At 69.9% G+C, this 25,679-nt stretch carries 26 protein-coding genes and 2 pseudogenes; 10 read left to right on the forward strand and 18 right to left on the reverse strand.

What is annotated here, in order from left to right:
- The first annotated feature begins 47 nt into the window (after nucleotides 1–47).
- Nucleotides 48–1,130 carry a phosphatase PAP2 family protein gene (locus tag Q1V88_RS15250; protein ID WP_300682149.1) on the forward strand — a complete coding sequence of 361 codons (1,083 nt, stop codon included), beginning with the start codon at nucleotides 48–50 and terminating at the stop codon, nucleotides 1,128–1,130.
- On the opposite strand, the gene Q1V88_RS15255 is transcribed toward Q1V88_RS15250, so the two are convergent.
- From Q1V88_RS15255 to Q1V88_RS15270, 4 genes are all read right to left on the reverse strand, one after another.
- A complete protein-coding gene (locus Q1V88_RS15255) occupies nucleotides 1,066–1,998 on the reverse strand; it encodes a glycosyltransferase family 2 protein (protein ID WP_300682150.1) in 933 nt (310 codons plus the stop codon). The two genes, Q1V88_RS15250 and Q1V88_RS15255, sit on opposite strands and share 65 nt — an antisense overlap.
- Nucleotides 1,995–2,939, reverse strand: a complete 945-nt coding sequence (locus Q1V88_RS15260; protein WP_300682151.1) for a glycosyltransferase family 2 protein — start codon at nucleotides 2,937–2,939, stop codon at nucleotides 1,995–1,997. Before Q1V88_RS15260 ends, Q1V88_RS15255 begins: the two co-directional genes overlap by 4 nt.
- A 45-nt stretch (nucleotides 2,940–2,984) precedes the next feature.
- On the reverse strand, nucleotides 2,985–4,463 hold the full coding sequence (locus Q1V88_RS15265) for an LCP family protein (RefSeq protein ID WP_300682152.1): 1,479 nt from the start codon (nucleotides 4,461–4,463) through the stop codon (nucleotides 2,985–2,987).
- A 111-nt stretch (nucleotides 4,464–4,574) separates the two neighbouring features.
- Nucleotides 4,575–5,051, reverse strand: coding sequence for an acyl-CoA thioesterase (locus tag Q1V88_RS15270; RefSeq protein WP_300682153.1), 477 nt, complete (start codon nucleotides 5,049–5,051; stop codon nucleotides 4,575–4,577).
- A gap of 24 nt (nucleotides 5,052–5,075) precedes the next feature.
- Here Q1V88_RS15270 and Q1V88_RS15275 point away from each other — a divergent pair, with 24 nt between their 5' ends.
- The 4 genes from Q1V88_RS15275 to Q1V88_RS15290 all read left to right on the forward strand — a co-directional run bounded on the left by Q1V88_RS15275 (nucleotide 5,076) and on the right by Q1V88_RS15290 (nucleotide 9,136).
- Nucleotides 5,076–6,296, forward strand: coding sequence for an LCP family protein (locus Q1V88_RS15275; RefSeq protein WP_300682154.1), 1,221 nt, complete (start codon nucleotides 5,076–5,078; stop codon nucleotides 6,294–6,296).
- A 50-nt stretch (nucleotides 6,297–6,346) separates the two neighbouring features.
- A complete protein-coding gene (locus Q1V88_RS15280; protein WP_300682155.1) occupies nucleotides 6,347–7,228 on the forward strand; it encodes an enoyl-CoA hydratase-related protein in 882 nt (293 codons plus the stop codon).
- 9 nt (nucleotides 7,229–7,237) lie between these two features.
- The gene (locus tag Q1V88_RS15285; protein ID WP_300682156.1) at nucleotides 7,238–7,981 is read left to right on the forward strand and encodes a dienelactone hydrolase family protein; all 744 of its coding nucleotides are present in this window, start codon (nucleotides 7,238–7,240) and stop codon (nucleotides 7,979–7,981) included.
- 114 nt (nucleotides 7,982–8,095) lie between these two features.
- Complete coding sequence (locus tag Q1V88_RS15290) at nucleotides 8,096–9,136, forward strand: GGDEF domain-containing protein (RefSeq protein WP_300682157.1); 1,041 nt, start codon at nucleotides 8,096–8,098, stop codon at nucleotides 9,134–9,136.
- Here the strand turns inward: Q1V88_RS15290 and Q1V88_RS15295 are convergent.
- From Q1V88_RS15295 to Q1V88_RS15320, 6 genes and pseudogenes are all read right to left on the reverse strand, one after another.
- On the reverse strand, nucleotides 9,108–10,325 hold the full coding sequence (locus Q1V88_RS15295) for a lipid-transfer protein (protein WP_300682158.1): 1,218 nt from the start codon (nucleotides 10,323–10,325) through the stop codon (nucleotides 9,108–9,110). The genes Q1V88_RS15290 and Q1V88_RS15295 overlap by 29 nt on opposite strands.
- Nucleotides 10,326–10,327: 2 nt before the next feature.
- Nucleotides 10,328–11,500, reverse strand: a complete 1,173-nt coding sequence (locus Q1V88_RS15300; RefSeq protein WP_300682159.1) for a thiolase domain-containing protein — start codon at nucleotides 11,498–11,500, stop codon at nucleotides 10,328–10,330.
- Nucleotides 11,497–12,567 (reverse strand): lipid-transfer protein, encoded by a 1,071-nt coding sequence (locus Q1V88_RS15305; RefSeq protein WP_300682160.1) that lies wholly within the window; start codon nucleotides 12,565–12,567, stop codon nucleotides 11,497–11,499. Before Q1V88_RS15305 ends, Q1V88_RS15300 begins: the two co-directional genes overlap by 4 nt.
- Nucleotides 12,560–13,513, reverse strand: a complete 954-nt coding sequence (locus Q1V88_RS15310; RefSeq protein ID WP_300682161.1) for a Zn-ribbon domain-containing OB-fold protein — start codon at nucleotides 13,511–13,513, stop codon at nucleotides 12,560–12,562. The genes Q1V88_RS15305 and Q1V88_RS15310 overlap by 8 nt, the downstream gene beginning before the upstream one ends.
- A 19-nt stretch (nucleotides 13,514–13,532) precedes the next feature.
- The gene (locus Q1V88_RS15315; protein ID WP_300682162.1) at nucleotides 13,533–14,741 is read right to left on the reverse strand and encodes a hypothetical protein; all 1,209 of its coding nucleotides are present in this window, start codon (nucleotides 14,739–14,741) and stop codon (nucleotides 13,533–13,535) included.
- A 196-nt stretch (nucleotides 14,742–14,937) separates the two neighbouring features.
- Nucleotides 14,938–15,162, reverse strand: a pseudogene (locus Q1V88_RS15320) (acyl-CoA dehydrogenase family protein); the annotation flags it as partial.
- Here Q1V88_RS15320 and Q1V88_RS15325 point away from each other — a divergent pair.
- The 3 genes and pseudogenes from Q1V88_RS15325 to Q1V88_RS15335 form a co-directional block, all read left to right on the forward strand.
- Nucleotides 15,162–15,536: pseudogene (locus Q1V88_RS15325) on the forward strand (IS3 family transposase); the annotation flags it as partial. The pseudogenes Q1V88_RS15320 and Q1V88_RS15325 overlap by 1 nt on opposite strands.
- Nucleotides 15,537–15,815: 279 nt before the next feature.
- Nucleotides 15,816–16,109: an SH3 domain-containing protein gene (locus Q1V88_RS15330; protein ID WP_300682163.1), complete on the forward strand. Its 294-nt coding sequence runs from the start codon at nucleotides 15,816–15,818 to the stop codon at nucleotides 16,107–16,109.
- Nucleotides 16,110–16,125: 16 nt separating this feature from the next.
- Nucleotides 16,126–16,587 (forward strand): hypothetical protein, encoded by a 462-nt coding sequence (locus Q1V88_RS15335; protein ID WP_300682164.1) that lies wholly within the window; start codon nucleotides 16,126–16,128, stop codon nucleotides 16,585–16,587.
- 670 nt (nucleotides 16,588–17,257) lie between these two features.
- Here Q1V88_RS15335 and Q1V88_RS15340 read toward each other — a convergent pair.
- On the reverse strand, nucleotides 17,258–18,430 hold the full coding sequence (locus Q1V88_RS15340; protein ID WP_300682165.1) for an acyl-CoA dehydrogenase family protein: 1,173 nt from the start codon (nucleotides 18,428–18,430) through the stop codon (nucleotides 17,258–17,260).
- 14 nt (nucleotides 18,431–18,444) lie between these two features.
- The gene (locus Q1V88_RS15345; RefSeq protein WP_300682183.1) at nucleotides 18,445–19,287 is read right to left on the reverse strand and encodes a 3-hydroxybutyryl-CoA dehydrogenase; all 843 of its coding nucleotides are present in this window, start codon (nucleotides 19,285–19,287) and stop codon (nucleotides 18,445–18,447) included.
- 94 nt (nucleotides 19,288–19,381) lie between these two features.
- Between Q1V88_RS15345 and Q1V88_RS15350 the strand changes: the two genes are divergently transcribed.
- Nucleotides 19,382–20,080, forward strand: coding sequence for a TetR/AcrR family transcriptional regulator (locus Q1V88_RS15350; protein WP_300682166.1), 699 nt, complete (start codon nucleotides 19,382–19,384; stop codon nucleotides 20,078–20,080).
- On the opposite strand, the gene Q1V88_RS15355 is transcribed toward Q1V88_RS15350, so the two are convergent.
- A complete protein-coding gene (locus tag Q1V88_RS15355; RefSeq protein WP_300682167.1) occupies nucleotides 20,064–21,119 on the reverse strand; it encodes a hypothetical protein in 1,056 nt (351 codons plus the stop codon). The two genes, Q1V88_RS15350 and Q1V88_RS15355, sit on opposite strands and share 17 nt — an antisense overlap.
- 200 nt (nucleotides 21,120–21,319) lie before the next feature.
- Between Q1V88_RS15355 and Q1V88_RS15360 the strand changes: the two genes are divergently transcribed.
- Nucleotides 21,320–21,763: a CoA-binding protein gene (locus Q1V88_RS15360; RefSeq protein ID WP_300682168.1), complete on the forward strand. Its 444-nt coding sequence runs from the start codon at nucleotides 21,320–21,322 to the stop codon at nucleotides 21,761–21,763.
- On the opposite strand, the gene purE is transcribed toward Q1V88_RS15360, so the two are convergent.
- The 5 genes from purE to Q1V88_RS15385 form a co-directional block, all read right to left on the reverse strand.
- Nucleotides 21,754–22,260: a 5-(carboxyamino)imidazole ribonucleotide mutase gene (gene purE, locus Q1V88_RS15365; protein WP_300682169.1), complete on the reverse strand. Its 507-nt coding sequence runs from the start codon at nucleotides 22,258–22,260 to the stop codon at nucleotides 21,754–21,756. The two genes, Q1V88_RS15360 and purE, sit on opposite strands and share 10 nt — an antisense overlap.
- A gap of 18 nt (nucleotides 22,261–22,278) precedes the next feature.
- On the reverse strand, nucleotides 22,279–23,460 hold the full coding sequence (locus Q1V88_RS15370) for a 5-(carboxyamino)imidazole ribonucleotide synthase (protein ID WP_300682170.1): 1,182 nt from the start codon (nucleotides 23,458–23,460) through the stop codon (nucleotides 22,279–22,281).
- 46 nt (nucleotides 23,461–23,506) lie between these two features.
- On the reverse strand, nucleotides 23,507–23,818 hold the full coding sequence (locus tag Q1V88_RS15375) for a winged helix-turn-helix domain-containing protein (protein ID WP_300682171.1): 312 nt from the start codon (nucleotides 23,816–23,818) through the stop codon (nucleotides 23,507–23,509).
- A 104-nt stretch (nucleotides 23,819–23,922) separates the two neighbouring features.
- The gene (locus Q1V88_RS15380; RefSeq protein ID WP_300682172.1) at nucleotides 23,923–24,852 is read right to left on the reverse strand and encodes an adenylate/guanylate cyclase domain-containing protein; all 930 of its coding nucleotides are present in this window, start codon (nucleotides 24,850–24,852) and stop codon (nucleotides 23,923–23,925) included.
- 19 nt (nucleotides 24,853–24,871) lie between these two features.
- The gene (locus Q1V88_RS15385; RefSeq protein ID WP_300682173.1) at nucleotides 24,872–25,654 is read right to left on the reverse strand and encodes a biotin--[acetyl-CoA-carboxylase] ligase; all 783 of its coding nucleotides are present in this window, start codon (nucleotides 25,652–25,654) and stop codon (nucleotides 24,872–24,874) included.
- Nucleotides 25,655–25,679 lie beyond the last annotated feature (25 nt).

Consider the following 25,679-nt stretch of genomic DNA (forward strand, 5'->3'; position numbering starts at 1 on the left):
GGACCAGGGTCCGCATTGCCGCGCGGGGCAGGATTATTCTGTCCGCGATGAACATCACAAGCGTGCTGCGCCGGACTGCAGGGCAATGGGGATTGGCGTGGGCGTGCAGCCTGGCACTGGTCGTCATCATGCTCGTGATGTCCGCGACGACCGGCATCTCCCTCAAAGACCCTGACAACGTCATGCCCGGGTACATCCGCTTCCCCCTGATCGTGGTCGGTGTGCTCGCCGTCGACGTGGTGCCGCGGATCGTCTACCGGATCGCCAAGGGCGGCCTGGGCCTGGCGGGTGCGTTCCGTAGCGTGATGAAGGAGCGCTGGCCCGCCTCGCACTGGTGGTTCGCCGCCAACGGCGTCGTCTCCTGGTACGTCTGCTACGCGGCGTTCCGCAACGTGAAGTCGATGGCGCCGATCGCGAACACCAGCGAGTGGGACGACCGGCTGGCCTCCTTCGACCGCTGGCTGCTCTTCGGCCACGACCCGGCCCAGCTGCTGCACGACCTGCTCGGCACCGGCTGGGCGGCGCACCTGCTCTCGGGCGTCTACTTCCTGTGGATCGCGATGGTCCCGGTCTCGATCGCGATCGCTCTCGTGTGGACCCGCTTCACCAGCGCCGGCGCCTGGTTCGTCACCGCGATCAGCGTCGACTGGCTGCTCGGTGCGGTGCTCTACTACGTGATCCCCACCGTCGGGCCGATCTACTCCGACCCGCAGACCTTCGCCGGCCTGCCGCACACCTACGTCACCGATCTGGCCTCCTCGATGTGGGAGGACCGGGTCGAGGTGCTGGCCGCACCGACGACCCACAACGGCCTGCAGACGATCGCGGCGTTCCCGTCGCTGCACGTCGGCATCATGGTGACGATCACGATCATCGTGGTGCTGATGCGGCTGCACAAGGTGATCCGCTGGGCGGCCTACCTGATGCTCGTGCTGACCATCCTGGCGACGGTCTACCTGGGCTGGCACTTCCTCGCCGACGTCTTCGCCGGTGCGCTGCTGGGCGCCTTCGCGGTCTGGATCTCCGCGATGGCGACGGGCAACCGGAAGGGCTGGAAGCCCTACCTCACGCCGCGGGAAGCGACCGGGACGGACGAGAACGCATCCCCCGTGCTGACCACACAGCCCTGAGCACGTTCCGGGCCTCGCCCGGGCGACCCTTGGCCAGCGCGACCAGCGCGACCGCCACGGTGATCGCCCAGGGCTTGGCCCGGACGAGCACGTTGGTGCCGTAGCGGAAGTGCACCACGAAGAGGTTGCGGTACATGTAGAACCCCTTCCAGCCGGCCAGGTCGTGCTGCTGGGAGAAGTCGATCTGTCGGATCAGGCGCGCGTCGCGCAGCCCCCAGATCGTGCGGCCCGTCGCCCTCGCCCGCAGCGCGTAGTCGACGTCGTCGTAGAAGATGAAGAAGCCGGCGTCGGGCAGACCGATCTCGGCGACCACCGAGCGGCGGACCATGAAGCCCTCGAAGGCGACGTTCTCCAGAGCGACCCGCTCCGGCATGGAGGCGCGGTCGGGGTACGTCGAGACCACGCTGGCCGTCTTGGGCTTGATCGCCAGCGGGTTGGTCAGGTCGAACCGGAGAGCGGCGTACTCGGCGAGATCACCGCGAGTGCCCTCCCGCACCGCCATCAGGCAGTCCTCGTCGGCGGCGAGCAGCACCGTGAGGCAGTCCGGGGCCGGGACGACGTCGTCGTCCATCAGCCAGATCCGGTCGTAGCCGCCCCGCCAGGCCTCCTCCATGCCGCGCCGGAAGCCACCGGCACCGCCGAGGTTGTCCGGGCTGGTGATCACCTGGAGGCCGGCCAGGGTGCTCGCTGCGAGCACCTCGGCGGTGTGGTCGCTGCTGGCGTTGTTCACCACGATCACCGCGTCCGCCGGTCGCTCCAGGCGGCCCAGGCCGAGCAGCATCTGCTCCAGCAGATCGGCGCGGTTGTAGGTCACCACCACGATCGCGACCGTCTCGGCGGCCGGCGTGGGGTGCGGGGCGTCGGTCATCGGAGGAACCTCTCGTGGCCGGTGAAGTCGCCGCACAGGGCGGCCCGCCAGGCCTGGATGCTGAGCCAGATCCGCTTCGGTGCGCGCCTGGTGAAGGTGTAGAACCACAGCGTCTTGGCGATGAACGCCGCCGCGTGCGGCACACCGCGGTACTCGCGCAGGTTGAGCAGGTTGTTGCGCGCCATGCAGTAGTGCTTGAGGTCGCTGGGTGAGTGGTTGTACGTCGTCGCCCCGAACATCATCGGGGTGCCGAGCTCCCCCACCGACGGGTGGTGGAACCGCGCCGCGGCGACGGTGGCGATCCGGGCGCCCGAGGCCTCGGCCCGGAGCCGGTACTCGTGGTCGTCGCCCCAGATGAAGAACTCCGCCCGCGGTACGCCGATCCGCTGCACCAGTCCGCGGGTGACCAGGACCCCGTTGAACGGGATCACGATCTCCTCCAGCACGCCCCGCACCGCCGCGGCCTCGACCGCGGCGACGTCGTGGGCGACCCGGGTGCCGCCGGGCAGCCGGATCGGGAAGACCAGACGCTGCGGGTCGGCCTCGTCGACCACGATCGGGCCCCAGAACTCCAGGTCGGGGTGGGTGTCGCCGTAGGCCAGCAGGGTGGGCAGGCAGTCGGGGGCGGGGACGCCGTCGTCGTCCATCAGCCAGACCAGGTCGGCGCCGCGCTCCATCGCCCAGCTCAGACCGGTCGCGAAGCCGCCGGCACCGCCGGTGTTGGTCTCCAGGGTGCGCGCGATCACCGGCACCGACGGGTGGTCGTCCTCGGTGCCGTCCAGCGCCGCGAGCCACTCGCCCGTGCCGTCGGTGGAGGCGTTGTCGACGACCAGGATCTCGTCGACCTCGACCTGGGTGTCGAGCCGCTCCAGGAGGCGTTGCAGCAGGGCCAGCCGGTTGAAGGTGACCACGACGGCTACCAGTCGTCGGGACTCACTCACGAGGCACCATCCTAGCGTCGCTGGGGCCGGAGCCCGCCTGGACGCTCAGCAGGAGGCAGCGAGGTCGTCGGACTGGTTGGCGGCGTAGCCGGTCTTCAGGGAGCCGATCGAGCCACCGGTGACGAGGGTGTCGGAGCCGCCGGTCGAGCCGGTCGAGCCCGAGGAGCCTGCCGTGGCCGACGTACCGGCCGACGGGCTGACCTTCGTGGTGCCGGTGGCCTTCTTGCCGCTGATCGCCTGGGCGATCATCCGCTGGGCCTTCTTCTGGTTCGGGTGGGCGGTGATGATCGCCGGCGGCACCAGGGAGACGGTCGCGATCTTCTGGCTCTTGGCCTTGAGGGCGAGCGAGACGAAGGTGTCGACCTCGCTGGCCGGGATCGAGGTGGAGATCATCGAGGAGCTCGCGTCGGCGATCTTGGTGAAGTGGGTCAGCACCTTGGCCGGACTGAGCTGGGAGAGCATCGCACCCATCACGCACTTCTGCCGCGCCATCCGGGAGTAGTCGTCGCTGGAGTCACGGGCCCGGGCGAACCAGAGCACCTCGTGGCCGTCGAGCTTGCGGATGCCGGGCTGGACGTAGCCGGTGACGTCCTTGCCGAGGCCGCCGACCGGGATCGGCTGGCGGACGTTGAGGGTGACGCCGCCGACGGCGTCGACGAGCTTGTGGAAGCCGTGCAGGTTGACCATCGCCCAGTAGTTGATCTGCAGGCCGGTGATCCCCTCGATGCCCTCGATGGTGGCGTCGACGCCGGGGTTCTCGGAGTCGGGGAAGAGGTCCTTGTGGTCCTCGGCCCAGGTGGAGAGCCCGTTGAGGTACTTCCCGGTGCCGCCCCAGCCGTTCGGGAACTGCTGGGCCATCACCGAGCCGGGCTTGAAGCGGAAGTTCGACATGTTGCGCGGTAGGCCGACCAGCACCGTCTTGCCGGTGCCGGCGTCGATGCTGGCGACCGTCATCGAGTCGGGGCGCAGGCCCCAGCGACCGGCACCGGAGTCGCCACCGAGCAGCAGCACGTTGTAGCGGCCGGCGTGGGCGCCGGTGACCTTGGTGCCGGAGAACATCGCCGCCGCCAGACCGCGCTGGGCGTTGACGACGTGGGAGCTGTAGAAGAGCACGCTGGCCACCGCCAAGCACAGCGCGGCGTTGATCCCGAGCGTGACCCGGCGGTGCTGGGTCAGCAGCGACGGCGGGCGGCCGATCCGCCAGGCGTCGACGAAGAGCGCAGCCCAGCCGATCGCGAGCGCGATCAGGAAGAGCCGGACGAGCTGCAGGAAACCGGTGTTGAAGCCGAGCCTGATGAAGAAGCCGTGGTTGATCACGCCGTAGGCCCCGACCAGCATCGTGACCACCAGGGCGATCGCGAGACCGCGCAGCACGCCGCGGCCGACCCGCTTGTTGCCGGCGACCAGCTGGGCCGACCCGGGCAGCACCAGGGTCATCAGGAGCAGCGAGACAGCCCGGCGGTACCGCACGCGGGCGGCCCGTTCGTCGGTGCTGATGCGGGGTGAACTCGTGGGTGCTGACATGACGGCCTTCTCGGACGTGGCTGGTGCTCGACTGACGCCAGACGGGGGAAGATCCAGCCCGGCCAGTATCACCAGTCACATGTGTCACAACTGTGACAACACGCCGGACCGTTACGAAGTCGGAGCCGACTCCCCCACCGGCTGGTCCGGCTCCTCGGCCAGGCCCGGGACCGGCACCGGCCGCCCGTCCTCACCGATCGCGACCATCACGAAGACGACCTCGGCGACCCGGGTCCGCTCCCCGGGCGTCGGGGTGCTCAGCGGCTCGTTCTCGATCAGCACGCTGACCCTGATCGAGGTCCGACCGGTGCTCACCACCGACGCGGTGGCGTAGACCAGGGACCCGACCTCGACCGGCACCTCGAAGGAGGCGCCCTCGATCGCCCGGGTCACCGTCGTCATGCCGCAGTGCCGTCGCGACGCGACCCCGGCCGCGGAGTCGGCCATCTTCAGGATCTCACCGCCGTGCAGGGTGCCGTGCACGTTGGCCTGGGGCAGCCGCGCGATCTCGGCGAGGCTGACCCGCGAATAGCTCGCGGGGCGCGCAGATCCGGGGCGGACACGTCCAGTGGGGTCGGGGTCGTTCACCCGTGGCACGGTACCGTCGAGCGCATGTCTGACGGTCAAGGCCCCGATTTCAACTGGTTGTACACCGGGAAGGGCACACCGCCACCCGAGGGACAGAACTCCACCCCGGAGCCGGAGTCGACCCGTGTGATGCCGGTGCAGCAGCGCCCCGGCACGGGTGCCGGCACCCCCTCCGGTACGCCGCCCACGGCACCCCCCGCGCCGCCGCGCCAGCCCCCGGGGCCGCCGAAGGGCACCGAATACGGCAGCAGTCGCGGCCGGCCCTCGATGCCGAGCTTCAAGCGCCCGCGGGTCAAGACCATCGTGCGGGTGATCCTGCTGGTCCTGGTGATCTGGATCGGCTCCCTGGTCTGGGTCGGGCTGGGTGACGTCAAGGCCCTGCACAAGGTGGCCTGGGAGCCCAGCGGCACCCGCCCGGCCGCCCAGCCCGGCAGGACGTACCTGATCGTCGGCTCCGACTCCCGGCTCGGCCTGAGCAAGGCGCAGAAGAAGAGGCTCGACGCCGGACCCGACATCGGGCAGCGCACCGACACGATCAAGCTGCTCCACACCGGCAGCGGCCCGACGGTGATGCTCACCCTCCCCCGTGACTCCTACGTCCCGATCCCTGGCCACGGCTCGTCCAAGATCAACGCCGCCTTCGCCTGGGGCGGCCCCGAGCTGCTGGTCAAGACGATCGAGCAAGACACCGGCCTGCGCATCGACGGCTACGTCGAGATCGGCATGGGCGGCCTGATCAACCTGGTCGACTCCGTCGGCGGGATCACGATCTGCCCCACCACGAACATGACCGACCCGCTGGCACGGCTCAAGATCAAGAAGGGCTGCCAGCACGCCGACGGCTTCACCGCCCTGGCCTACTCCCGCTCCCGGCACGCCCAGAAGCTCGGCGACCTCGGTCGCGGCGAGGCCCAGACCGAGGTGATCGGCCAGGTCGGCTCCAAGATCCTCTCCCCGACCCGGCTGCTCAACCCGTTCGCCCTGAACGCCCTCAAGCCAGGGATCTCCGGCATCTCGGTGGGCAAGGGGATGAGCAACATCGACGTCGCCAAGTTCGGACTCGCGTTCCGGTCGGTCTCGGCCGGCAAGGCGATGCAGTGCGGCATCCCGATCTCGGACATGTACATCCACTGGGACAAGCAGCGCGCGCTGAAGATGCTCGGCTACCTCAAGACCGACACCACCTCGCAGATCCCGGCGTCGCTGTGCACGCCGTCGGGGCTGCCGAAGTCGGTGACCGGCTGAGGCCGGCACCGACACCTCCGCCGACCCCGAGAACGACGAGGATCCTGCCCATGACGACGTACGAGACCCTGACGCTGGCCGTCGACGACGACGGCATCGCCCTGCTGACCCTGGACCGTCCCGAGGCGCTGAACGCGTTCAACCTGACGATGTCGCGGGAGCTGCTCTCGTTCTGGACCGAGCGCGCCACCGAGGACGACATCCGGGCCGTCGTGGTGACCGGGGCCGGGCGCGCGTTCTGCGCCGGGATGGACCTCACCGGCGAAGGCAACGTGTTCGGACTCGACGAGACCGTCACCGACCTCTCCCCCGCGACCCTCGCGGCGCACCTCGACGAGGAGCCGTACCTCACCGGGGTGCGCGACGTCGGCGGCAAGATCGCCCTGGCGGTGCTGGCCCTGCCCAAGCCGGTGATCGCGGCGATCAACGGCCCTGCGGTCGGGATCGGCGCCACCATGACACTGCCGATGGACCTCCGCCTGGCCTCCACCCACGCCCGGATCGGCTTCGTCTTCGGCCGGCTGGGGATCGTGCCCGAGGCGACCTCCTCGCACCTGCTGCCCCGCCTGGTCGGCCTCCAGCAGGCCCTGGAGTGGGTCTACTCCGCCGACATCATCGACGCCGAGGCGGCGCTGGCCGGTCGGCTGGTCCGCTCCGTGCACGCCCCCGACGAGCTCGTCACCACCGCCCTGGAGCTGGCCCGCTCCTTCGTGGTCGGACGCAGCGCCGTGGCCCTCGGCCTGGCCCGGCAGATGCTGTGGCGCAACACCGAGTCACCGCTCCAGGCCCACCTGGCCGACTCGCTGGCGATGTGGCACACCTCCGTCGGCGACGGCAAGGACGGCGTGGCGGCGTTCCTGGACAAGCGCGCACCCCGGTTCAGCACCCGCCCCTCCGACCTGCCGGAGGTCTTCGGAACCCCCGGCGACTAGCCTGGGACCGTGGCCGACACGATCGAGATCAGCACCCCCGACGGCGCCGTGGAGGCCTACCTGGGCTGTCCCGAGGGAGCACCGCGCGGCGGCATCCTGTTCTTCATGGACGCCTTCGGGCTGCGTGGGTGGATCGGCGAGATGGTCGACGAGATCGCGAGCTGGGGCTACGTCGTGCTGGCCCCGAACGTCTTCCACCGTGACGGCACCGTCGCCGAGCTGGTCCCGCCGATCGACCTGATGGACCCCGCCGAGCGAGGTCGCTTCTTCGCCGAGCTCGGCGGCCGGGAACGGATCGCACACCTCACTCCCGAGCTCGCCGCCCGCGACCTGCCCGCCTACGTCGCCACCCTCCAGCAGTACGCCGGCACCGGGGCGCCCCTGGGCACGACCGGCTACTGCATGGGCGCCCGGCTGGCGTTGCGCGCCGCGGGACAGTCCGACCTGTTCCGTGCCGTCGGTGGGTTCCACGGCGGCTCCCTGGTCACCGACGACCCGGCCAGCCCGCACACCACGGTCAGGGCCGGCGTGACCTACCTCTTCGGTCACGCCGACCAGGACGGCTCGATGACCCCGGCCGACGGCGCCGTCCTCGACGACGCCCTGCGGGCGGTGGGAGCACCGTTCACCTCGGCGTTCTACCCCGGCGGCACCCACGGCTACACCATGCGCGACACGTCGAACTGGCACGAGCCGTCGTACCAGCGGCACTGTCGCGAGCTGCGGGAGCTGTTCGCCGACGTGCTCGGCTGAGCCCGGCTGAGCCTGGCTGAGCCCGGTGCAATCGGGCGAAGCCACACATCCGATGCCCGGACGCGAGAGACTGGACCCCGGCCCTCGCACCCTCGACCTCCGACGGGAACCCAGATGCGCTCTGCTCTCGTACGCAGACTCGGACATCTGCCGACCCTCACCCTGCTCTCGGCGCTCTTCTACGGCCTGACCGGCCTGGCGTTGGAGATCGCGACGATCTGGTACTTCCCGGGCAAGAACCCGCGCGAGGTGCTGGGGATACTCGGGGCCGTCGCGATCGCGCTCAGCGCGCACACCCTGCGCCGCGGGGTCAGGTTCACCACCGCCGAGGCGACCGGGTTCCTGGCGATCTACCTGACCGGTGCCGCTGCGCTCAGCTTCACCACCGGTCGCGACCTGGCCGCGTTCAGCAACGGCCTGGTGCTGCCGATGCTGGGGCTCTACACCGGGTGGCTGCTGCCCCGCCGGGCCGCGCCGGTCTTCTACCTCGGCCTGGTCGGCTGGCTGGTGGCGATGACGCTGCGCGGTGACCCGATGCTGACGGCGATGGCCTTCGTCGGCGCCGGGCAGTCGGTGGTGGCCGTCGAGGTGGCGTGGCGGCTGACCGTACGGATCTCGGCGCTGATGTACGTCGACTCCCTCACCGGGGTGCTCAACCGAGCCGGGGTGACCCGACGCGCGGCCCTGCTGATCGACCGTGCCCACGCCGAGCGCAGCACTCTGAGCCTGGCCGTGATCGACCTCGACGACCTGCGCAAGGTCAACAACACCGCCGGTCACCGCGCCGGTGACGCGCACCTGGTCAGCGCCGTGGACAGCTGGGCGCCGCTGGCACGCGAGGGCGACGTGGTGGGGCGGATCGGCGGCGACGAGTTCGTCATCCTGTTCCCCCGCACCGACGAGGCCGCCGCCCGGGTCCGGCTGCGCGCCCTGCAGGAGGTCTCCCCGGTGGCGTGGACCTTCGGCGTCACCCAGGTACGCAGCGACGACACCTACGCCTCGGCGGCCGAGCGCGCCGACCTGCGGATGTACGCCGACAAGCACGTCGTCCACCCGCCGGCGGTGACGGCGCCGCAGGCCCGGCGCTCGACCGAGGACGCCGGGCCCTCCGGGGTGACCGAGGGTCTCAGGCCCCGGGAGGACCGAGCACCGTGACCGAGCAGGCGCCGCCCAGGCCGAGGTTCTGGGCCAGCGCCACCTCGGCTCCGGCCACCTGACGTCCACCGGCGGTGCCGCGCAGCTGCCAGACCAGCTCGCTCACCTGCGCGAGGCCGGTCGCCCCGAGCGGATGGCCCTTCGCGATCAGACCGCCCGAGGGGTTGATCACGCACGCGCCGCCGTACGTCGTCGCGCCCGAGGCCACCAGCGCCGCGCCCTCACCGGGACCGCACAGCCCCAGCGCCTCGGTGACCAGCACCTCGCTGATCGAGAAGCAGTCGTGCACCTCGGCCACGTCGACGTCACCGATCCGCAGCCCGGCACGGCTCAGCGCGGTGGCCGCGGCCCGTTCGGTCATCCGTACCCCGACGGCGTGGATCGCCTTGAGCGGCGAGGTGCCCTCGAACGCGTCGGCGGTGTCGGAGACCAGCTCCTGGGCCAGCAGCGGCACCGCGGTGGCGCCCAGCCCGCGTTCACGCACCACGTCGGCGCTGGCCACGATCACGACCGAGGCACCGTCGGACATCGGGGAGCACTGCGAGCGGGTCAACGGGCCGGCGACCTGCTTGTCGGCCAGCACCTCGTCCAGGCTGAAGGGCCGCTGGAACTGGGCGAGCGGGTTGCGGGTGGAGTGCTCGTGGTTCTTCACCGCGACGGCGGCGATCTCCTCGATCGTGGAGCCGTAGTAGGCGATGTGCTCCAGGGCCGCCTGGGCGAAGATCCGGGTCTGGGCGGGCCCCGACCCGACGTCGGGTCCGGCGGCGACCACCGCGAGGTGCGGGTCGATCGTGGTGACCCGGGGCGGCGTGGCAGGTCCGGCCATCGCCTCCTTGGTCATCTGCTCGAAGCCGACGGCGACGGCGATCCGGGCCACGCCGCAGCGCACCCACTCCTGGGCCAGGTGGAGCGCAGTGGCACCGGTGGCGCAGTTGTTGGTCACGTTGACGATCCCGATGCCGGTGATGCCGGCGTCGTAGAGCGCCCGCTGGCCGGCGGCCGAGGGCTGGAAAACGTGGCCGACGGCGGCACGGTCGATGTCGGCGTAGGTCAGCCCGGCGTCGGCCAGCGCCTCGTCCAGGGCTCGGCCGACCATCGCAGGATAGGTCTGCGGGTTGGTGCCGATCCGCTCGAACGGTGTCATGCCGACACCGATCACGTACGGCGTCGTGCTGGTCGGACGGGTCATGATCATGCTCCTGGCTTCTCGGCGCCGACGACCCAGAGGGCGTGGAACTGCGACGCCCCGCCCATCGCATGGCCGATGGCACGACGGGCGGCGTCGACCTGGTGGTCGCCGGCGAGTCGACGTACCTGCTGGGCGGCCTCGGCGAAGCGGACCAGTCCGGTCGCCCCGGTCGGGTTGCCCGAGAGCACCCCTCCCGAGGCGTTGACCGGCAGGTCCCCGGTCATCGCGGTGCGACCCTCGTCGGTCATCCGCCAGCCCTGGTGGCGCTCGGCCAGGCCGAGGTTCTCCAGCCAGATCGGCTCGTACCAGCTGTACGGGATGTAGAGCTCGGCCACGTCGATCTCGCGGGCCGGGTCGGTGATCCCGGCGGCACGGTAGGCCTCGGCGGCACACGCGCTCCCGGCGGCAGGATCGACCTCGTCACGCCCGGCGAAGTGGCCGGTCTCGGTGCGCCACGCCATCCCGTGGATCCAGGCCGGCGGGCGACCGGTGGCGGCGCTGATCCGCTCGGCGTCGGCCTCCCCGGTCACCACGATCGCTGCCGAGCCGTCCGAGGACGGGCACGACTCCAGGAAGCGGATCGGGTCCCACAGCATCGGGGAGGCCTTGACCTCCTCGACGGTGATGTCGGGCTTGTGCACGTGCGCGAACGGGTTGCCCAGGGCGTTGAGGCGGTGGTTGACCGCGACCTGCCAGCCGATGTGCTCAGGCGCCCCGGAACGGGTGATGTAGTCGCGGATCACGGGGGCGAAGTGGCCGCCGGCACCGGCACCGAGGGAGACCCCGAAGGGCAGCGGGCGCGACAGCGCCCAGGTGAAGTTGCCCTCGGACTCCTTGCTGTAGGCCACCACCAGCACCCGACGGGCCAGCCCCGCCTCGATCAGGTGGGCACCGTAGATCGCGGCGTGACCACCGACCGAGCCACCGGTGAAGACCCGGGTGACGGGCAGGTTGCGCCCGCCCATCGCGTCGGCGAGGTAGAGCTCGGGGTTCATCACCCCGTCGAAGAGGTCGGGCGTCTTGGAGAGCACGATCGCGTCGATGTCGTCGACCGTGAGCTCGGCGTCGGCCAGGGCCGCGGCGACCGACTCGCGGATCAGGCCCGCGATCGAGACGTCGCGCTTCTTGGCCTGCTGGGACTGTCCGACACCGACGACGGCAAGGCGCTGGCTCATCGCTCCCCCTCCAGCAGGCAGATCAGGTTCTGTTGCAGGGCCGGGCCGCTGGTGGCGTGGGCGAGCGCGCGCTGCGCCTGGCCTGCAGCGATCCGTCGCGCCGCCTCCCCCACCCGGATCAGGCCCGTGGCCGTGGTCGGCGCCCCGGCCAGTGGCCCACCCGACGGATTCAGTACGACGTCACCACGCAGCCCCAGCTCGGCCGCGAGCAGCGGCTCGACGTAGGAGTACTCGGCGTGCAGCTCGGCGACGTCGACGCTCTCGGCCCCGAACCCGGCGAGCTCGGCGGCCCGCTGGCCCGCCCGCCGGACGGTGGCCGAGGTGGTCAGGTCGCGGTTGCCCGGGTAGTGCGTGTCGAGCCGGTGGTCGATCGCCCGGATCCAGACCGGGGCCTCGCTCAGGGCGCGGGCCCGGTCCCCGGCGGCGAGGATCATCACCGCGGCGGCGTCCCCGACCGGGGCGATGTCGAGGTCGCGCAGCGGGCTGGCGACGTACGGCTGGGCGAGCAGGTCCGCGACCCGGTGCTCGCCGCTGCGCAGGGCGTGCGGGTTGTGCTGGGCCGCAGCCAGGCAGCGCGCCACCGTGGCGGCGCTGTGCTCCTCGCTGAGGATCCCCGCGTTCAGCAGGGCGCGGGCCTGGAGTCCGGCCAGGGCATGGCGGTGCGGGCGCAGCGGGGTGAGGAAGTAGGGGTCGAGCATGGATGGGGCGACCTGGTCCAGGTCGACGGGCAGCGTGCCCCGCCCGATCCCGTAGACCAGGGCGATGTCGCCGTGGCCGAGCTGGAGCCAGGCCCAGGCCTCGTACAGGGCCCAGGCGGCGTCCATCTCGACGTGGGACTCCGAGATCGGCGGCCAGGCGCCGACGGCGTCGAGGGACTCGATGTAGGAGAACGTCCGACCCTCGTGGAAGTCGTGGGAGCCCGAGACGAAGAAGTCCACGTCGGAGCGTTCGATCCGGGCGCTCGCCAGGGCGTCGCGGATCACCGGGGCGAGGATCTCGGCCATGTCGTGCTGGCGGTTGACCCGGCAGTCGGACTGGGCGAAGGAGACGATGCCGACCTCACGCATCGACGTCACCTCCCACCGGACGCACCGGAGACACCGGACGGAAGTGGGCGATGCTGCCCAACGACGGGGTGCGCTCGGCGTCGGGCACCCAGACCGGCTCGACCGGCAGCCCGATCCGCACGTCGGCAGGGTCGATCTCCCAGATCCGGTGCATCAGGCGGTTGGCGGCCCCGTCGAGGCGGATCTGCGCGACGACGTACGGCGGCGTGTGCACCTGACCGGGAAACGGGAAGTTCACCACGCAGAAGGTGTCGATCACCCCGGTGCCGGGCAGCTCGAACGGCTCGCCGAGCTCGACCAGGCAGCGGGCGCAGTGGTCGGGTGGCGGGGCGTAGACCTGCTCGCAGACCGGGCAGGTGCGGGCCAGGATCAGGCCGTCGGCCAGGCCACGCAGGGCCACGGAGCGCCCCACCCCGGCGACGTAGGTGTACTCCATCTTGAACGGCAACTCGAGGGTGTCGACCGGCCCGGCGGTGGCATCAGCACTCCCCTGGACCGTGCTGGCGCTGTGCTCGGGGACGAAGGCGACGATGTCGGTCATCGAGCCGACCCGCTCCTCGCGCCACCGTGCCTGCACCCGCATCCCGACGGTGATCGCGGCGGGGTCGCCGCCGGTGTCCAGGGCATGGAACAGCGCACCACGGGTGCCGTCGAGGGCGATCAACGCCCAGGCGAAGCCGCCCCCGGGCACCGGGTCCCCGGGCCGCGAGTCGACCCAGGTCCAGGACTCCACGACACCGTGGTCGCTGACCGGCACCAGCCCGTGGGTGGGTGCGGCGGTCTCGGGGTCGAACTCGTGCGGTGGGCACAGCACCGCCCCGTCAGCGGTGAGCGCCCCGACCAGGCGCCCGGCCCGAAGCTGACCGAAGAAGACCGCCAGCTGCGGCCCGACGGTTCGCGAGAAGCCGAACTCGATCCCGAACGGCGCGGTGAGGGTGGGGGTCACCTCGCAAATAGAACAGGTTCTATTTGCGTTTGGCAACAGGTCCCTTCTCAGCACGAGCCGCCACGGCGGCCATCACCTGCTCCACCAGGTCGGAGACCTCCCGCTCGACCGCCTCGCCGGTGAGCGTCGGAGCGCCGATCCAGGAACCGTCCCGCAGGACCGTGACGCTCAGGCATCGCGCCGTCCGCCGCAACCGGATGCCGAAGGCTCCGCCGCACAGGTCCAGGTGCTCGGGGAGGTCGTACTCGAGCCAGATCTCGACGGGGAGTCCGTCGAGCCACTCACTCACGCCGGCCTCCCCCGCGCCGATCCGGTCGAAGAGTGCGAGTTCGATGGCCTCGGTGAGGTCGACGTCAGAGTCCCAGATGAGGCGGCTCCCCCGGACCCCGAGGCCGAACCCCATTACCAGACCGACACCCGGTGTCGCGTCCATGCGATCCGAGCCGTATGCCGCCCGCACGATGGCCGGCACAGCGACACCGGGGGTCGACTCATGGTTGTGAGCGCCCGACCACTCCTGATGGATCTCACCGCGATCCGGATCAAGAGTGACCACGACGCCTCCGTGCGGCGATCCGACCCTCGGCACGAGGTGAACCGTCCGCTTCGTCCAGCGCAGTGTCTTCGCACTCGCCCGGAAGTTGACCAAGGCGTTGTAGGCGAGCGCGGGCGCCGACCGCGCGATCAGCACCTCCGACGTACGGTCGCGGACCTCGATCGCCACCCGCCCCCAGCCGTCGTCGTCGACCCGGTAGACGGCCCGGGCGGTCATCGACCGGTCCGGGCTCGTCTTCCACGACGAGGCCCACCGGAACTCCAGGTCCTGGGCGAGGACGCGGGCACGGACCCGCTCGATCGCCTCCAGCGGCCAGCCACGGTGGGGCGCCAGCTGGACGACGGCGTCGTGGATCAGGTCCAGGACCAGTCGCCCCCGCTCACCCGCGGAGAGGCCGACCACGGCCTCCGGGACGAAGACGGTGCCCGACTCCCAGTCGGTGGGCTTGTCCGTGTCGACCTGGAGCTGGACCTCGTCGGCCTCATGCGGATGGGAGAAGAACCGCAGGCTCCGCTGCGGACCCTCGAGGTTCTCGTCGGCCAGGGCCTCGGAGTAGGCAGCAGCGACCCGGCAGGCCGACCGCACCAGCGCATCGGTGGCGGGAGCATCGGCCCACGGCCGATCCTCCCGCCCACCGGAGGGCCAGAACTCAACGCGTCCGAACCGGACCACTGGCTCCCCCTTGCGCCGACGTGTGCGGGAGTCTAGTGGCTCGTGTTCGAAGTTTTGGGACGGTTGGCGTGCTCGGGGTGCGTGCCTCGCAAGGCGGAGGACCGAAGGCGGGCCGCAGGCCCGTCGAGTGTTCGACAACGCAGCGAGGTGCGTGCCCCGAGTGCGCGAACCGACCAACAACTTCTCACACGAGCCACTAGATCTCCGACTGGATGCCGGCCAGCAGCTGGCGCGCCATCACGATCCGCTGCACCTGGTTGGTGCCCTCGTAGATCTGGGTGATCTTCGCGTCGCGCATCATCCGCTCGACCGGGTAGTCGCAGGTGAAGCCGTAGCCACCGAGCAGCTGGACGGCGTTGGTGGTGACCTCCATCGCGACGTCGGAGGCGAACGCCTTGGCGGCGGTACCGAAGAAGGTAAGGCAAGCTCCACCCGTGCGCCTTCAAGGACATGTTCCCGAACCGGACCATGGGCTACTCGATCAGTGACCGGATGCAGTCCCGGCTTGCGGTTGAGGCACTAATCAACGCCGTCGCCAGGCGGGGCGTCGTCGCTGGCTGGATGGGCAGAGTCGGCGCAGCAGGTAACAACGCGGCGACGGAGAACTTCTTCTCATTGCTCCAGAAGAACATCTTGAACCGGCAGCCCTGGCGCACCCGAGAATACCTTCGAATCGCCATCGCGACCTGAATCGAAAGGACCTACCACCGACGCCGACGCCGCGACCGACTCGGTCGATTGACGCCTGTTGAGTACGAGACCATCATGACCGCGCCGGCCACTCGGGCTGCATGAACCAACCTGTCACCTGATCGTGCAGCAGACCCAATCGTCGGCTGCGAACTGGATGCGAACCCTTGCCGACTCGTCTGTCCCCCCTGGCCCGAGACAAGTTGTCACGTTCGTAACAACTTTCCATTTGAAGGATCGCTCATTCTGCGAAGTGGCTGACAGTGGGGTGTTCCCCGGAGACGGTGGAGGCTCAACCACCTACGAGGGGAAAGAGTCTTGCTTCGTCTTGGGAAAGAGTGGCAAGGAAAGAGGGCCGCACTGGTTGCGGCGCTAGGCGTGCCCGTGGTTACCGGAGCGATGCTGGCGGCCACGGCGGTCCCTGCTACGGCCGGCTACATCGGTACCTACGCCAAGAACAACGTGAAGATCCGCACCGGCCCGTACACGTCGTCCACACTGGTAGGCCAGGGCTACCTCGGCCAGGACAACTGCATGTCCTACTACCGCACCGGCACGGTCGTCGACGGGGTCAACCGCTGGTGGTATCACGTGAACTTCTCCAACGGGAAGCGTGGATACTCCGCCGAGGAACGGCTCCGTGTCTACTCCGCTCTCTACGCCTGCTACGACGTCTGAGCCCGAGGAGGCCGGAATGAACACCAACACCAAACGCAACCGCTTCGCTGCCGTCAGTGCCGGAATCGCGGTCGCCGCGGTCGCAGGCTGGGCGATCCAGTCTGCGAACGCGGCGACGGACGCCGGGGGCCAGGACCATGTCGTTCCTGACGCCATCAGCAGCCTAGCGCCCACCAGCACGAGCCCGGTTTCTGGGTGCCCGGCGGGATCTGCGCCCGAGCTCAAGGTCGATCGGGACCCGGAGGAGACGACTGGCGGAGCCAAGACGGTCCTCGAAGCTGTCCAGCAGCTTGACCCGAAGGTCGACGCCGTCAGTGAGGAGCCCTTCGGCCGGCGGGCCGGCGCTCCTATCTGGGTCGATGCAGGGGGTCAGACCTATCTCGTTACAGCGCTTGAGGATGACACCTGGTTCGCATCAGGTGCCAGCCTTGCGGGCTGCGGTTTGGTGAGCGACATGCTCACCGGCATCGAGAAGTAGCCCGGTTCTTCAAACTTGAGGCCCGCCTGATCCCGGGGTGACCATGTGTAGACCCCAGGATCAGGCGGGCCCGCTTCTGCGTTAGATCGGTCAGTCACAGATGCCACGTTTGGGCCTGAGTTGCACAGATTTAGTGACCCAGTTGGTCGAGTAGGGCGGCAGACCTCGGCGGGAGTCTTGGGGGCAGCGGTGATGGTCTGCCCAGCGACGCTGAGGGTGATCTCGCGCAGCGGCCGCAGGGTGGTGACGAGTTTCTTGATGCTGACGCCGGTGACCTGCTGAAGGTGACGTGCGATCGCGAGCGCGGCGAACACGATGGTCTGGTGCGCCTCGATGGATTCGCGCTTGCGGTGGAACATCGGCCTCGCTCGTAGATCGGTCTTGGACATCCGGAACAAGGGACTGCCCCCCCCCCGGTCAGGTCAAGGTGTCAACCGAACTCCGGGCAGTCCCACAGACGCCGTCACTCGACCCTTGGGATGATGACTCCCGTGGAGTTCTAGCAGGCCCACTTCGCGACTCTCAACCGAGAGCCGCACCCCGTATGGGACCGGCGAAGAACCTGGGGCGCTTCAACCTGTGCCGTCTGGTGCCGTTTCGCTCCACACACAAAGGGGGCCGGATGACGAAAAACGTCATCCGCCCCCCTTAAGTGCCTTATCTGCGCAGGTCAGAGGGTCGACTGCACCCCCGCCAGCAACTGGCGCGCCATCACGATCCGCTGCACCTGGTTGGTGCCCTCGTAGATCTGGGTGATCTTGGCGTCGCGCATCATCCGCTCGACCGGGTAGTCGCGGGTGAAGCCATAGCCACCCAGCAACTGGACCGCGTTGGTGGTGACCTCCATCGCAACATCAGAGGCGAACGCCTTGGCGGCAGCACCGAAGAAGGTCAGGTCGGCGTCGCCGCGCTCGGAGCGGCCCGCGGCGGCGTACGTCAACTGACGAGCCGCCTCGATCCTCATGCCCATGTCGGCGACCATGAACTCGATGCCCTGGAACTCCGCGATCGCCTTGCCGAACTGCTTGCGCTCCTTGATGTAGCCCAGCGCGTAGTCCAGAGCGCCCTGGGCCACGCCGACCGCCTGCGCGGCGATGGTGATCCGGGTGTGGTCGAGGGTCTTCATCGCGTACTCGAACCCGCGGCCCTCCTCACCGATCAGCCGGTTGGCAGGGATGCGGACGTTGTCGAAGTAGACCTCGCGCGTCGGCGAGCCCTTGATCCCGAGCTTCTTCTCCGGGGCACCGAAGCTCACCCCGGGGTCGGACTTCTCCACCACGAAGGCACTGATGCCCTTGGACCGCTTGGTCGGGTCGGTGGTGGCGAGCACGGTGTAGAACTCCGAGACGCCGGCGTTGGTGATCCAGCGCTTGGTGCCGTTGAGCACCCACTCGTCGCCGTCGCGCACGGCGGTGGTCTTCTGGTTGACGGCGTCCGAGCCCGCCTCGGGCTCGGACAGACAGTAGGAGAACCCGCCCTCCCCCGCGGCCAGCTTGCCGAGGTACGTCGCCTTGAGCTCCTCGGAGCCGCCGATCATCACCGGCAGCGAGCCGAGCTTGTTGACCGCAGGGATCAGCGAGGCCGACACGTCAGCGCGCGCGATCTCCTCGATCACCAGGACGGTCGCCAGTGCATCGGCGCCGACGCCGCCGTACGCCTCGGGGACGTGGGGGGCGTAGAAGTCGGTGGCCAGCAGGGCGTCGTGTGCCTCCTGGGGGTAGCGGGCCTCCTCGTCGACGGCGGCGGCGGCCGGGGCGATCTTGGCCTCGACGATCTCCCGGATGGCACGTCGGATCTCGACCTGCTCCTCGGAGAGGGCGAACATGGGGTGCTGCTCAGACATGCAGGGTTCCGATCTCAGTAGGTGTAGAAGCCGCGGCCGGTCTTGCGGCCGAGCAGGCCGGCGTCGACCATCCGGTTGAGCAGCGGCGGGGCGGAGTAGAGCGGCTCCTTGAACTCCTCGTACAGCGACTCCGCGACGGCCTTGGTGGTATCCAGACCGATCAGGTCGGCCAGCGCGAGCGGTCCCTGCGGGTGGGCGGCGCCGAGCACCAGGCCCTGGTCGATGTCCTCGGCCGAGGCGAAGCCGGACTCGTACATCCGGATCGCGGAGAGGATGAAGGGGATCAGCAGCGCGTTGACCACGAAGCCGGCGCGGTCCTGGCAGTCGATCGCGCTCTTGCCCAGGTCGTCCTGGACGAAGGAGCGGGCGAGCTCGACCGACGCGGGGTCGGTGAGCAGCGAGGGCACCAGCTCGACGAGCTTGAGCACTGGCACCGGGTTGAAGAAGTGGATGCCGAGCACGTGCGTGGGTCGCTTGGTGACGACGGCCAGCTTCATGATCGGGATCGAGGAGGTATTCGAGGCCAGCAGCGCGTCGGGGCTGGTCACGATCTCGTCGAGCTTCTTGAACAGCTCGGTCTTGGCGGCCTCGTCCTCGACGATCGCCTCGACCACGAGATCGCGGTCGGCGACGGCGGTCAGGTCCTCGACAACCCGGATCCGTGCCAGTACGTCGGCGGCGGAGTCGATCTTGCCGCGCTGCTCAGCCTTCTCCAGCGAGGCGGTCAGCCGCTTCGTGGCCGCCTCGACGGCCGCCGGGCTGGACTCCACCACGATGACGTCCTTGCCCGCGCGGGCACAGACCTCGGCGATGCCCGAGCCCATCAGGCCACCGCCGATGACACCTACGCGCTGAATGCTCGTCACGCGCTTCTCCTCTTCCGTACGCTGCTCACGAATGAAACTCAATTCCATGTTTACGGTACTCCGTCCCATGAACTAGGTTCAAGCCGTGCCCACCGACGCGTCCTCCTCCCCCGAGCAGACCTCCACCCGGGACCGCCTGGTCGCCGCGGCGTTCGACCTCTTCGCCGAGCAGGGCTTCGAGAACACCACCGTCGACGAGATTGCCCAGCGCGCAGGCGTGGGCCGGTCCACCTTCTTCCGCAACTTCGGCAGCAAGGAGGACGCGATCTTCCCCGAGCACGACGCCCTGCTGGCACGGATCGAGGAACGGCTGTCCACCGCCGATCCCGAGACCCGCGGCCTCGCCGTCGCCGAGGCCGCCCGACTCGTCCTCCAGCACTACCTGGCCGAGGGCGCGCGGGCACGCACGCGCTACCGGCTGACCCGGTCGGTGCCCGCGCTCCAGGCCCGCGAGGTGGCCGGCCTGCGCCAGTACCAGCGCCTCTTCACCCGCTTCCTGGCACGCTGGTGGGCCGACGAGACCGACGGCCCACTGCGCGCCGAGCTGATGGCGGCCGCCATCGTCACCGCCCACAACCACGTCCTGCGCCGCTGGCTGCGCGGCGAGGCCGAGACCGCCGGCGAGACGCGGCGCGGCTTCGACCACGCCATCGACATCGTGCTGGAGCAGCCCACGAACGACGACGACTCCACCACCGTGATCGTGATGCGATCAGGTGGTGGAGTCGAGGCTGTCGCCAACCGGCTCCGGCGAGCCCTCGCCGAGGTCAGCGCTTCACAGTGAGGGTGATCCGCTTGCTGGCGGGCTTGGCCTTGCCGCCGCCGAGGAAGCGGACCAGCAGGCGGTGCTTGCCCACGGCCAGCTTCGGCAGCGCGACCTTGAGCTTGCCCTTGAGCGTGGTGTAGCCCAGCGCCTTGGTGCCGTCGCAGACCAGGACGGCGCCCTTGGCCTTCTTCTTGCCTCCGGCCTTGTAGGTGCCGGAGATGGTGAGCTTGGCGTGCGCCCGCGCCTTGACCTTCTTCTTGGCGAGGGCGAGCTTCAGCGTCGTCTTCTTGGTGCCGACCTTCGGCAGCGCAGCCGTGCAGGGGTTGAGGGCCGGGGCCGTCTTCGGGCCGGTCGTGCCGGTCTTGGTCGGCGTCTTCGACACCACACCGCCGGCCAGGACGATGCGGTTGTGGTCGACCACCGTGGCGGTGGCACCGCCGACGGTCGAGATCGTGCAGCCCAGGGTGGTGACGGCACTGCCGACGGCCGAGCTGAGGAACTTCAGGTCGAACGCGGACGGCGCGGTCACCGAGTAGGTGCCGTCGCTCGGCGCGGTCAGACCACCGGTGAGGTTGCCCAGCACCAGGTTGAGCGGGTTGCTCTGCCCCAGCGTGCTGAGGTCGCCCAGGGTGAAGGTCTGCGACAGGCTCCCGCCGAGCGAGGAGACCGTCGTGCCGAGGCTGTTGACCAGGTCGAACTCGACGTCGGCGACCTGCGCGGTCAGCGAGGTCGAGGAGCCGAACGCGGTGCCGAGCAGCTGGTTGATGATGTTGAGCAGCGGGTCGAGGGCCGTGTGCAGCAGGCCGTTGACCACGTCGAGCAGCTGGGTCAGGACACTGCCGACCTGACCGACCAGCGAGTTGAGCACCGGCTGGAGCGGCGTACCCGTCGTCAGACCGTCGGTGAGCGACTGCAACGTGACGGTCAGCGGAAGGCTGATGCTCTTCAGCCCCGACGTGCCGGTGCAGGTGTACGTCGCGGTCGGCGCGGTGGTCGCGGCGTGGGCCGGCGCGGGCGCGAAGGCCAGGCCACCGGCGGTCAGCGCACCGGCTGCCACCACAGAGACGAGACGGGTTCGGATCGACAAGGTATTCCCTCCAGAGAAGTCACCGGGGCTCCCTCGAACCCGCGCCTCACCGTAGGACGGTCCCGACCCCACCGTCCTGCCTCCGAGCCGCCTTTGGGACCTTGTACCCACAAGGTTCGCCCGTACGTCGGACACGGAGCGCCCCACCGGCCGGGTGGCACGATGGAGCCATGAACGACACGCCCGCCTGGCTCGACCCTGCCACCATCGACCACCTGCTCGACGACACCGAGACCTGGGCGATCGTGGGCCTGTCGGGTGACCCGTACCGGACGGCGTACAGCATCGCCGCCGAGCTCCAGGAGCACGGCAAGCGGATCGTGCCGATCCACCCCCGTGCCGCCGAGATCGGCGAGGTGCTGGGCGAGAAGGCCTACGCGAGCCTGGCCGACGTGCCGTTCCCGATCGACGTCGTCGACGTCTTCCGGCGCTCCGAGGCGGCCGGTCAGTTCGCAGACGAGGCGGTCGCCGTCGGCGCGAAGGGCGTCTGGTTCCAGATGGGCGTGCTCGACGAGGAGGCCTTCGAGCGCACCCGTGCCGCGGGTGTGCCGATGGTGATGGACACCTGCCCGAGCAAGGTCTGGTTCCAGCGCGCCCGGGCTGCTCAGAGCTGAGCGTCGCGGACGACGGCACCCTTCGCCTGGGCGACGGCCTTGAGGTCGGCCTGGAAGTCGAGCACCCGGGCGGCCAGGTCGGCATCGCCCACGGCAAGGATCCGGGCCGCGAGCAGGCCCGCGTTGCGGGCGTTGCCGATCGAGACGGTGGCGACCGGGACGCCGGCCGGCATCTGCACGATGGAGAGCAGCGAGTCCATCCCGTCGAGGTACTTCAGCGGGACCGGGACGCCGATCACGGGCAGCGGCGTGACCGAGGCGAGCATGCCCGGCAGGTGCGCGGCACCGCCGGCGCCGGCGATGATCACCGACAGACCGCGCTCGTGGGCGCTCTTGCCCCAGGCGATCATCTCCTCGGGCATCCGGTGGGCCGAGACCACGTCGGCCTCCCAGGTGATGCCGAACTCGGTGAGCGCCTCGGCGGCGGCCTTCATCACGGGCCAGTCGGAGTCCGACCCCATCACGATGCCGACGCGGGCAACAGTCTTCTCGGTCATGTCTGCAGTCTCCTCAGGTCACTCAGAGTCGTTGCCGAGATCGCCGGCGAACCAGGCGGCGGCATGGCGGGCGCGCTCCAGGCAGGTCTCCAGGTCGTCGCCGTAGGCGTTGACGTGGCCGACCTTGCGTCCGGGGCGCAGCTCCTTGCCGTAGAGGTGCACACGCAGGTGCGGGTCACGGGCCAGAGCGTGCGGGAAGCCGTCGTACAGCCGACCGACCTCACCGCTGGCGGCAGCCTCGCCGCCGAGGATGTTGACCATCACGGTCCACGGTGCCCGCGGCGTGGGCGAGCCCAGCGGCAGGTCCATCACGGCCCGGAGGTGGTTCTCGAACTGCGAGGTCTCGGCACCGTCCTGGGTCCAGTGCCCGGTGTTGTGCGGACGCATCGCCAGCTCGTTGACCAGGATCTGGGTGGTGCCGTACTCGTCGACGACCTCGAAGAGCTCGACGGCGAGGATGCCGACCACACCGAGCTCACCGGCGATCCGGAGCGCGAGGGTCTGCGCCTGCGCGGCCAGCTCGGGGTCGAGGTCGGGCGCCGGGGCGATCACCTCGTGGCAGATGCCGTCACGCTGCGTGGTCTGCACGACCGGGTAGCCGGCGGCCTGACCGCTGGCCGAGCGGGCGACGAGGGCGGAGAGCTCGCGACGGAACGGCACCAGCTCCTCGGCCAGCACCTCGACGCCGGCCGCCTCGGCGACGGCGAACGGCTCGGCCAGGTCGGCCTCGGAGCGCACCACCCAGACGCCCTTGCCGTCGTAGCCGCCGCGGGTCGTCTTGAGCACGCACGGGAAGCCGAAGTCGACCACGGCCGCCGCGTCGGTGACGATCGCGTTGCGCGGGCACGGCGCACCGAGCTCGGCCAGCCGGGCACGCATCCGGCCCTTGTCCTGGGCGTAGACGAGCGCCTGCGGCCCAGGCCGTACGGCGACACCGTCGGCCTCCAGTGCGGCGAGGTGCTCGGTGGGGACATGCTCGTGGTCGAACGTGACCGCAGCACAGCCGGCGGTGACCCGTCGCAGCGTCTCCAGGTCGCGGTAGTCGCCCACGATCTGGTCCGGGATCACCTGCGCTGCCGAGACCCCTTCGGCCTCGGCCAGGAGCCGGAGCGGGAGTCCGAGAGCGATGGCGGGTTGCGCCATCATGCGGGCCAGCTGCCCGCCTCCGATCACAGCAAGGGTCGGTGCGAGCTCAGCCACGCTGACAGCCTATCGGTGCCGGCCCGCCCCACCGAACCGTGCGGGGTCACCGGATCAGCGGGCTCTTCTCGAAGCGCAGGCCCTTGCCCCGGATGGTGGTGATCAGGCTGGGGCGCCGGGTGTCGTCGCCGAGCTTGCGGCGCACCCAGCCGAGGTGGACGTCGATGGTCTTGGAGGAGGTGAAGAACTCGGTGTTCCACACGTCGCGCATCAGGTCCGCGCGGCTGACGATCAGGCCGGCGTTGGAGATCAGCTTGTAGACGAGGTCGAACTCCTTGCGCGACAGCGTGACCTCTTCGTCGTTGCGCCAGGCGCGGCGATTGTCCGGATCGACCCGAACGTCCTGAACCTCAATCACGGTCGCAACAGTAAAGGCGCACGGACGCGTTAATCGACCGTTTGCAGGTTAGGGCCAATGGCATCTTCATGCCATCCGCTGTGCAGACCCTGTGGACGTGCCTGTCAGTGCCGCATCACGGCGACGGGCTCGAGGACGCCGAAGCCGCGCACCGGCCGAGCCGGGAGCCGTCGGGTCTCGAACAGGTCCGGCGGCAGCTGCCCGGCGGTGGCCTCGTCGATGATGATCCGGTTGCGGCGGGCGACAGCGGTCAGCCGGGCCGCCATGTTCACCGGCGGGCCGAAGACGTCGCCCATCCGCAGCACCACCGAGCCGGTCGCGATCCCGACCCTGACATCGGGCATCCGCGGGTCCCGGCCGATCACGTTGATGATCCCCTCGCCGGTGTCCAGCGCCCGGATCGGGTCCTCGTTGATGAACAGCACCGAGTCCCCCAGGGACTTGATCACGCGCCCCTTCTGCAACGCCACGACGTCGGCGCAGCGGGACTCGAAGAGCTCGACCAGGTCGCCGATCTTCTCCTCCGAGAGCGTGTTGGACAGCGCGGTGAAGGAGACGATGTCGGCGAACCCGACGGTGACCTGGATGGTGTTGGCCTCGTCGGCGGTGTCCAGACGCCCCATCGCGTTGGCCATGTGGCGCCGCCAGGCGTAGATCATCAGCCGCTCGAAGGACGGGTTGAACGAGGTGGAGAACGTCTCTGCCGCGGCCCGCGGGGCGGTCGCGGTGCCGTCCTCCTCACCGTGCCCGTCGAACTGGTGGGCCAGCGCCGAGACCTCCCACTCGGCCAGCCGGGCCATCGACAGGCCCAGGCCCCGGGTCAGGTTGATCGCCATGTCGAAGTCGACGACACCGGTCTCGAGCACCTTCTCCACGGTGCGCAGCGCCTCGATGTCGGCCTCGCTGTAGATCGCCTCGCCGCCGGCGTCGGCGAACCCCAGGGCGCGCCACAGCCGCTTGGAGCGGTCCTCGGAGATCCCCGTGATCGAGGCGACCTCGGCCGAGGTGAAACGGGGGGCTTCGGAATCGGGCACGGGCGGCATCATCCCACTCTCAGACGGCCCGCAGGTGCACGACGTCACCGGCAGCCACGGTGACCGGACCGGTCTCGGTCGAGATCACCAGACAGCCCGAGGAGTCCACCGCCACGGCGGTGCCGAGGAGCATGTCGCCACCCGGCAGCTCGGCCCTGACCGAACGACCGAGGGTGACACTGACCGAACCGTACGTCGAGGCCACCTGCTCGGGGTCGGCGAGCCAGTCCGCGTAGTGCGCGAAAAGCGAGCGCAGCACCGTGATCAGCACCTGGGTGCGGTCCACCGGTGCCCCCGACTCGATGGTCAGCGAGGTCGCGGTCTCCACCGGCAGGTCGGCGGCCTCGATCGAGGTGTTGAGTCCGATCCCGATCACCGCGGCCGGACCGTCGGGGGTCTCCACCCGCTCGACCAGGATCCCGCAGACCTTCGCCTCCGAGCGGGTGCCCTCAGCCGGGCCAGTCCTACTGAGCAAGACGTCGTTGGGCCATTTCACGCCCGCGTCGAAGCCCATCTCGCGCAGTGCGGAGGTGACCGCCAGGCCGGCCAACAGCGGCAGCCAGGTCCAGCGCGTGATCGCCAGATCGCGCGGTCGCAGCAGCACCGAGAAGGTCAGGGCCGAGTACCGCGGCGTGCTCCAGACACGGTCAAGACGGCCGCGTCCGGCGGTCTGGTGCTCGGTCGCGATCACCAGCCCCTCCGGGGCGCCCTCGCGGGCGCAATCGGCCAGGACGGCATTCGTGGAGGGCGTCTCGGAGAGGACTTCGACGACCCAATCATCGTCTCCTGTGAGAAGGGTCACAGGATCGAGCGGCGCAGGTGAACTC

The organism is Nocardioides sp. (genome assembly GCF_030150155.1).
Classification (GTDB): domain Bacteria; phylum Actinomycetota; class Actinomycetes; order Propionibacteriales; family Nocardioidaceae; genus Nocardioides.

What these genes read in the sequence shown, in the direction of transcription:
- Q1V88_RS15275 (WP_300682154.1), top strand. Translation starts at nt 5,076, where the DNA reads ATGTCTGACGGTCAAGGCCCCGATTTCAACTGGTTGTACACCGGGAAG.
- Q1V88_RS15305 (WP_300682160.1), bottom strand. Translation starts at nt 12,567, where the DNA reads ATGCGTGAGGTCGGCATCGTCTCCTTCGCCCAGTCCGACTGCCGGGTC.
- Q1V88_RS15255 (WP_300682150.1), bottom strand. Translation starts at nt 1,998, where the DNA reads ATGACCGACGCCCCGCACCCCACGCCGGCCGCCGAGACGGTCGCGATC.
- Q1V88_RS15265 (WP_300682152.1), bottom strand. Translation starts at nt 4,463, where the DNA reads ATGTCAGCACCCACGAGTTCACCCCGCATCAGCACCGACGAACGGGCC.
- Q1V88_RS15250 (WP_300682149.1), top strand. Translation starts at nt 48, where the DNA reads ATGAACATCACAAGCGTGCTGCGCCGGACTGCAGGGCAATGGGGATTG.
- Q1V88_RS15335 (WP_300682164.1), top strand. Translation starts at nt 16,126, where the DNA reads ATGAACACCAACACCAAACGCAACCGCTTCGCTGCCGTCAGTGCCGGA.
- Q1V88_RS15340 (WP_300682165.1), bottom strand. Translation starts at nt 18,430, where the DNA reads ATGTCTGAGCAGCACCCCATGTTCGCCCTCTCCGAGGAGCAGGTCGAG.
- Q1V88_RS15295 (WP_300682158.1), bottom strand. Translation starts at nt 10,325, where the DNA reads ATGACCCGTCCGACCAGCACGACGCCGTACGTGATCGGTGTCGGCATG.
- Q1V88_RS15360 (WP_300682168.1), top strand. Translation starts at nt 21,320, where the DNA reads ATGAACGACACGCCCGCCTGGCTCGACCCTGCCACCATCGACCACCTG.
- Q1V88_RS15290 (WP_300682157.1), top strand. Translation starts at nt 8,096, where the DNA reads ATGCGCTCTGCTCTCGTACGCAGACTCGGACATCTGCCGACCCTCACC.
- purE (WP_300682169.1), bottom strand. Translation starts at nt 22,260, where the DNA reads ATGACCGAGAAGACTGTTGCCCGCGTCGGCATCGTGATGGGGTCGGAC.
- Q1V88_RS15280 (WP_300682155.1), top strand. Translation starts at nt 6,347, where the DNA reads ATGACGACGTACGAGACCCTGACGCTGGCCGTCGACGACGACGGCATC.
- Q1V88_RS15300 (WP_300682159.1), bottom strand. Translation starts at nt 11,500, where the DNA reads ATGAGCCAGCGCCTTGCCGTCGTCGGTGTCGGACAGTCCCAGCAGGCC.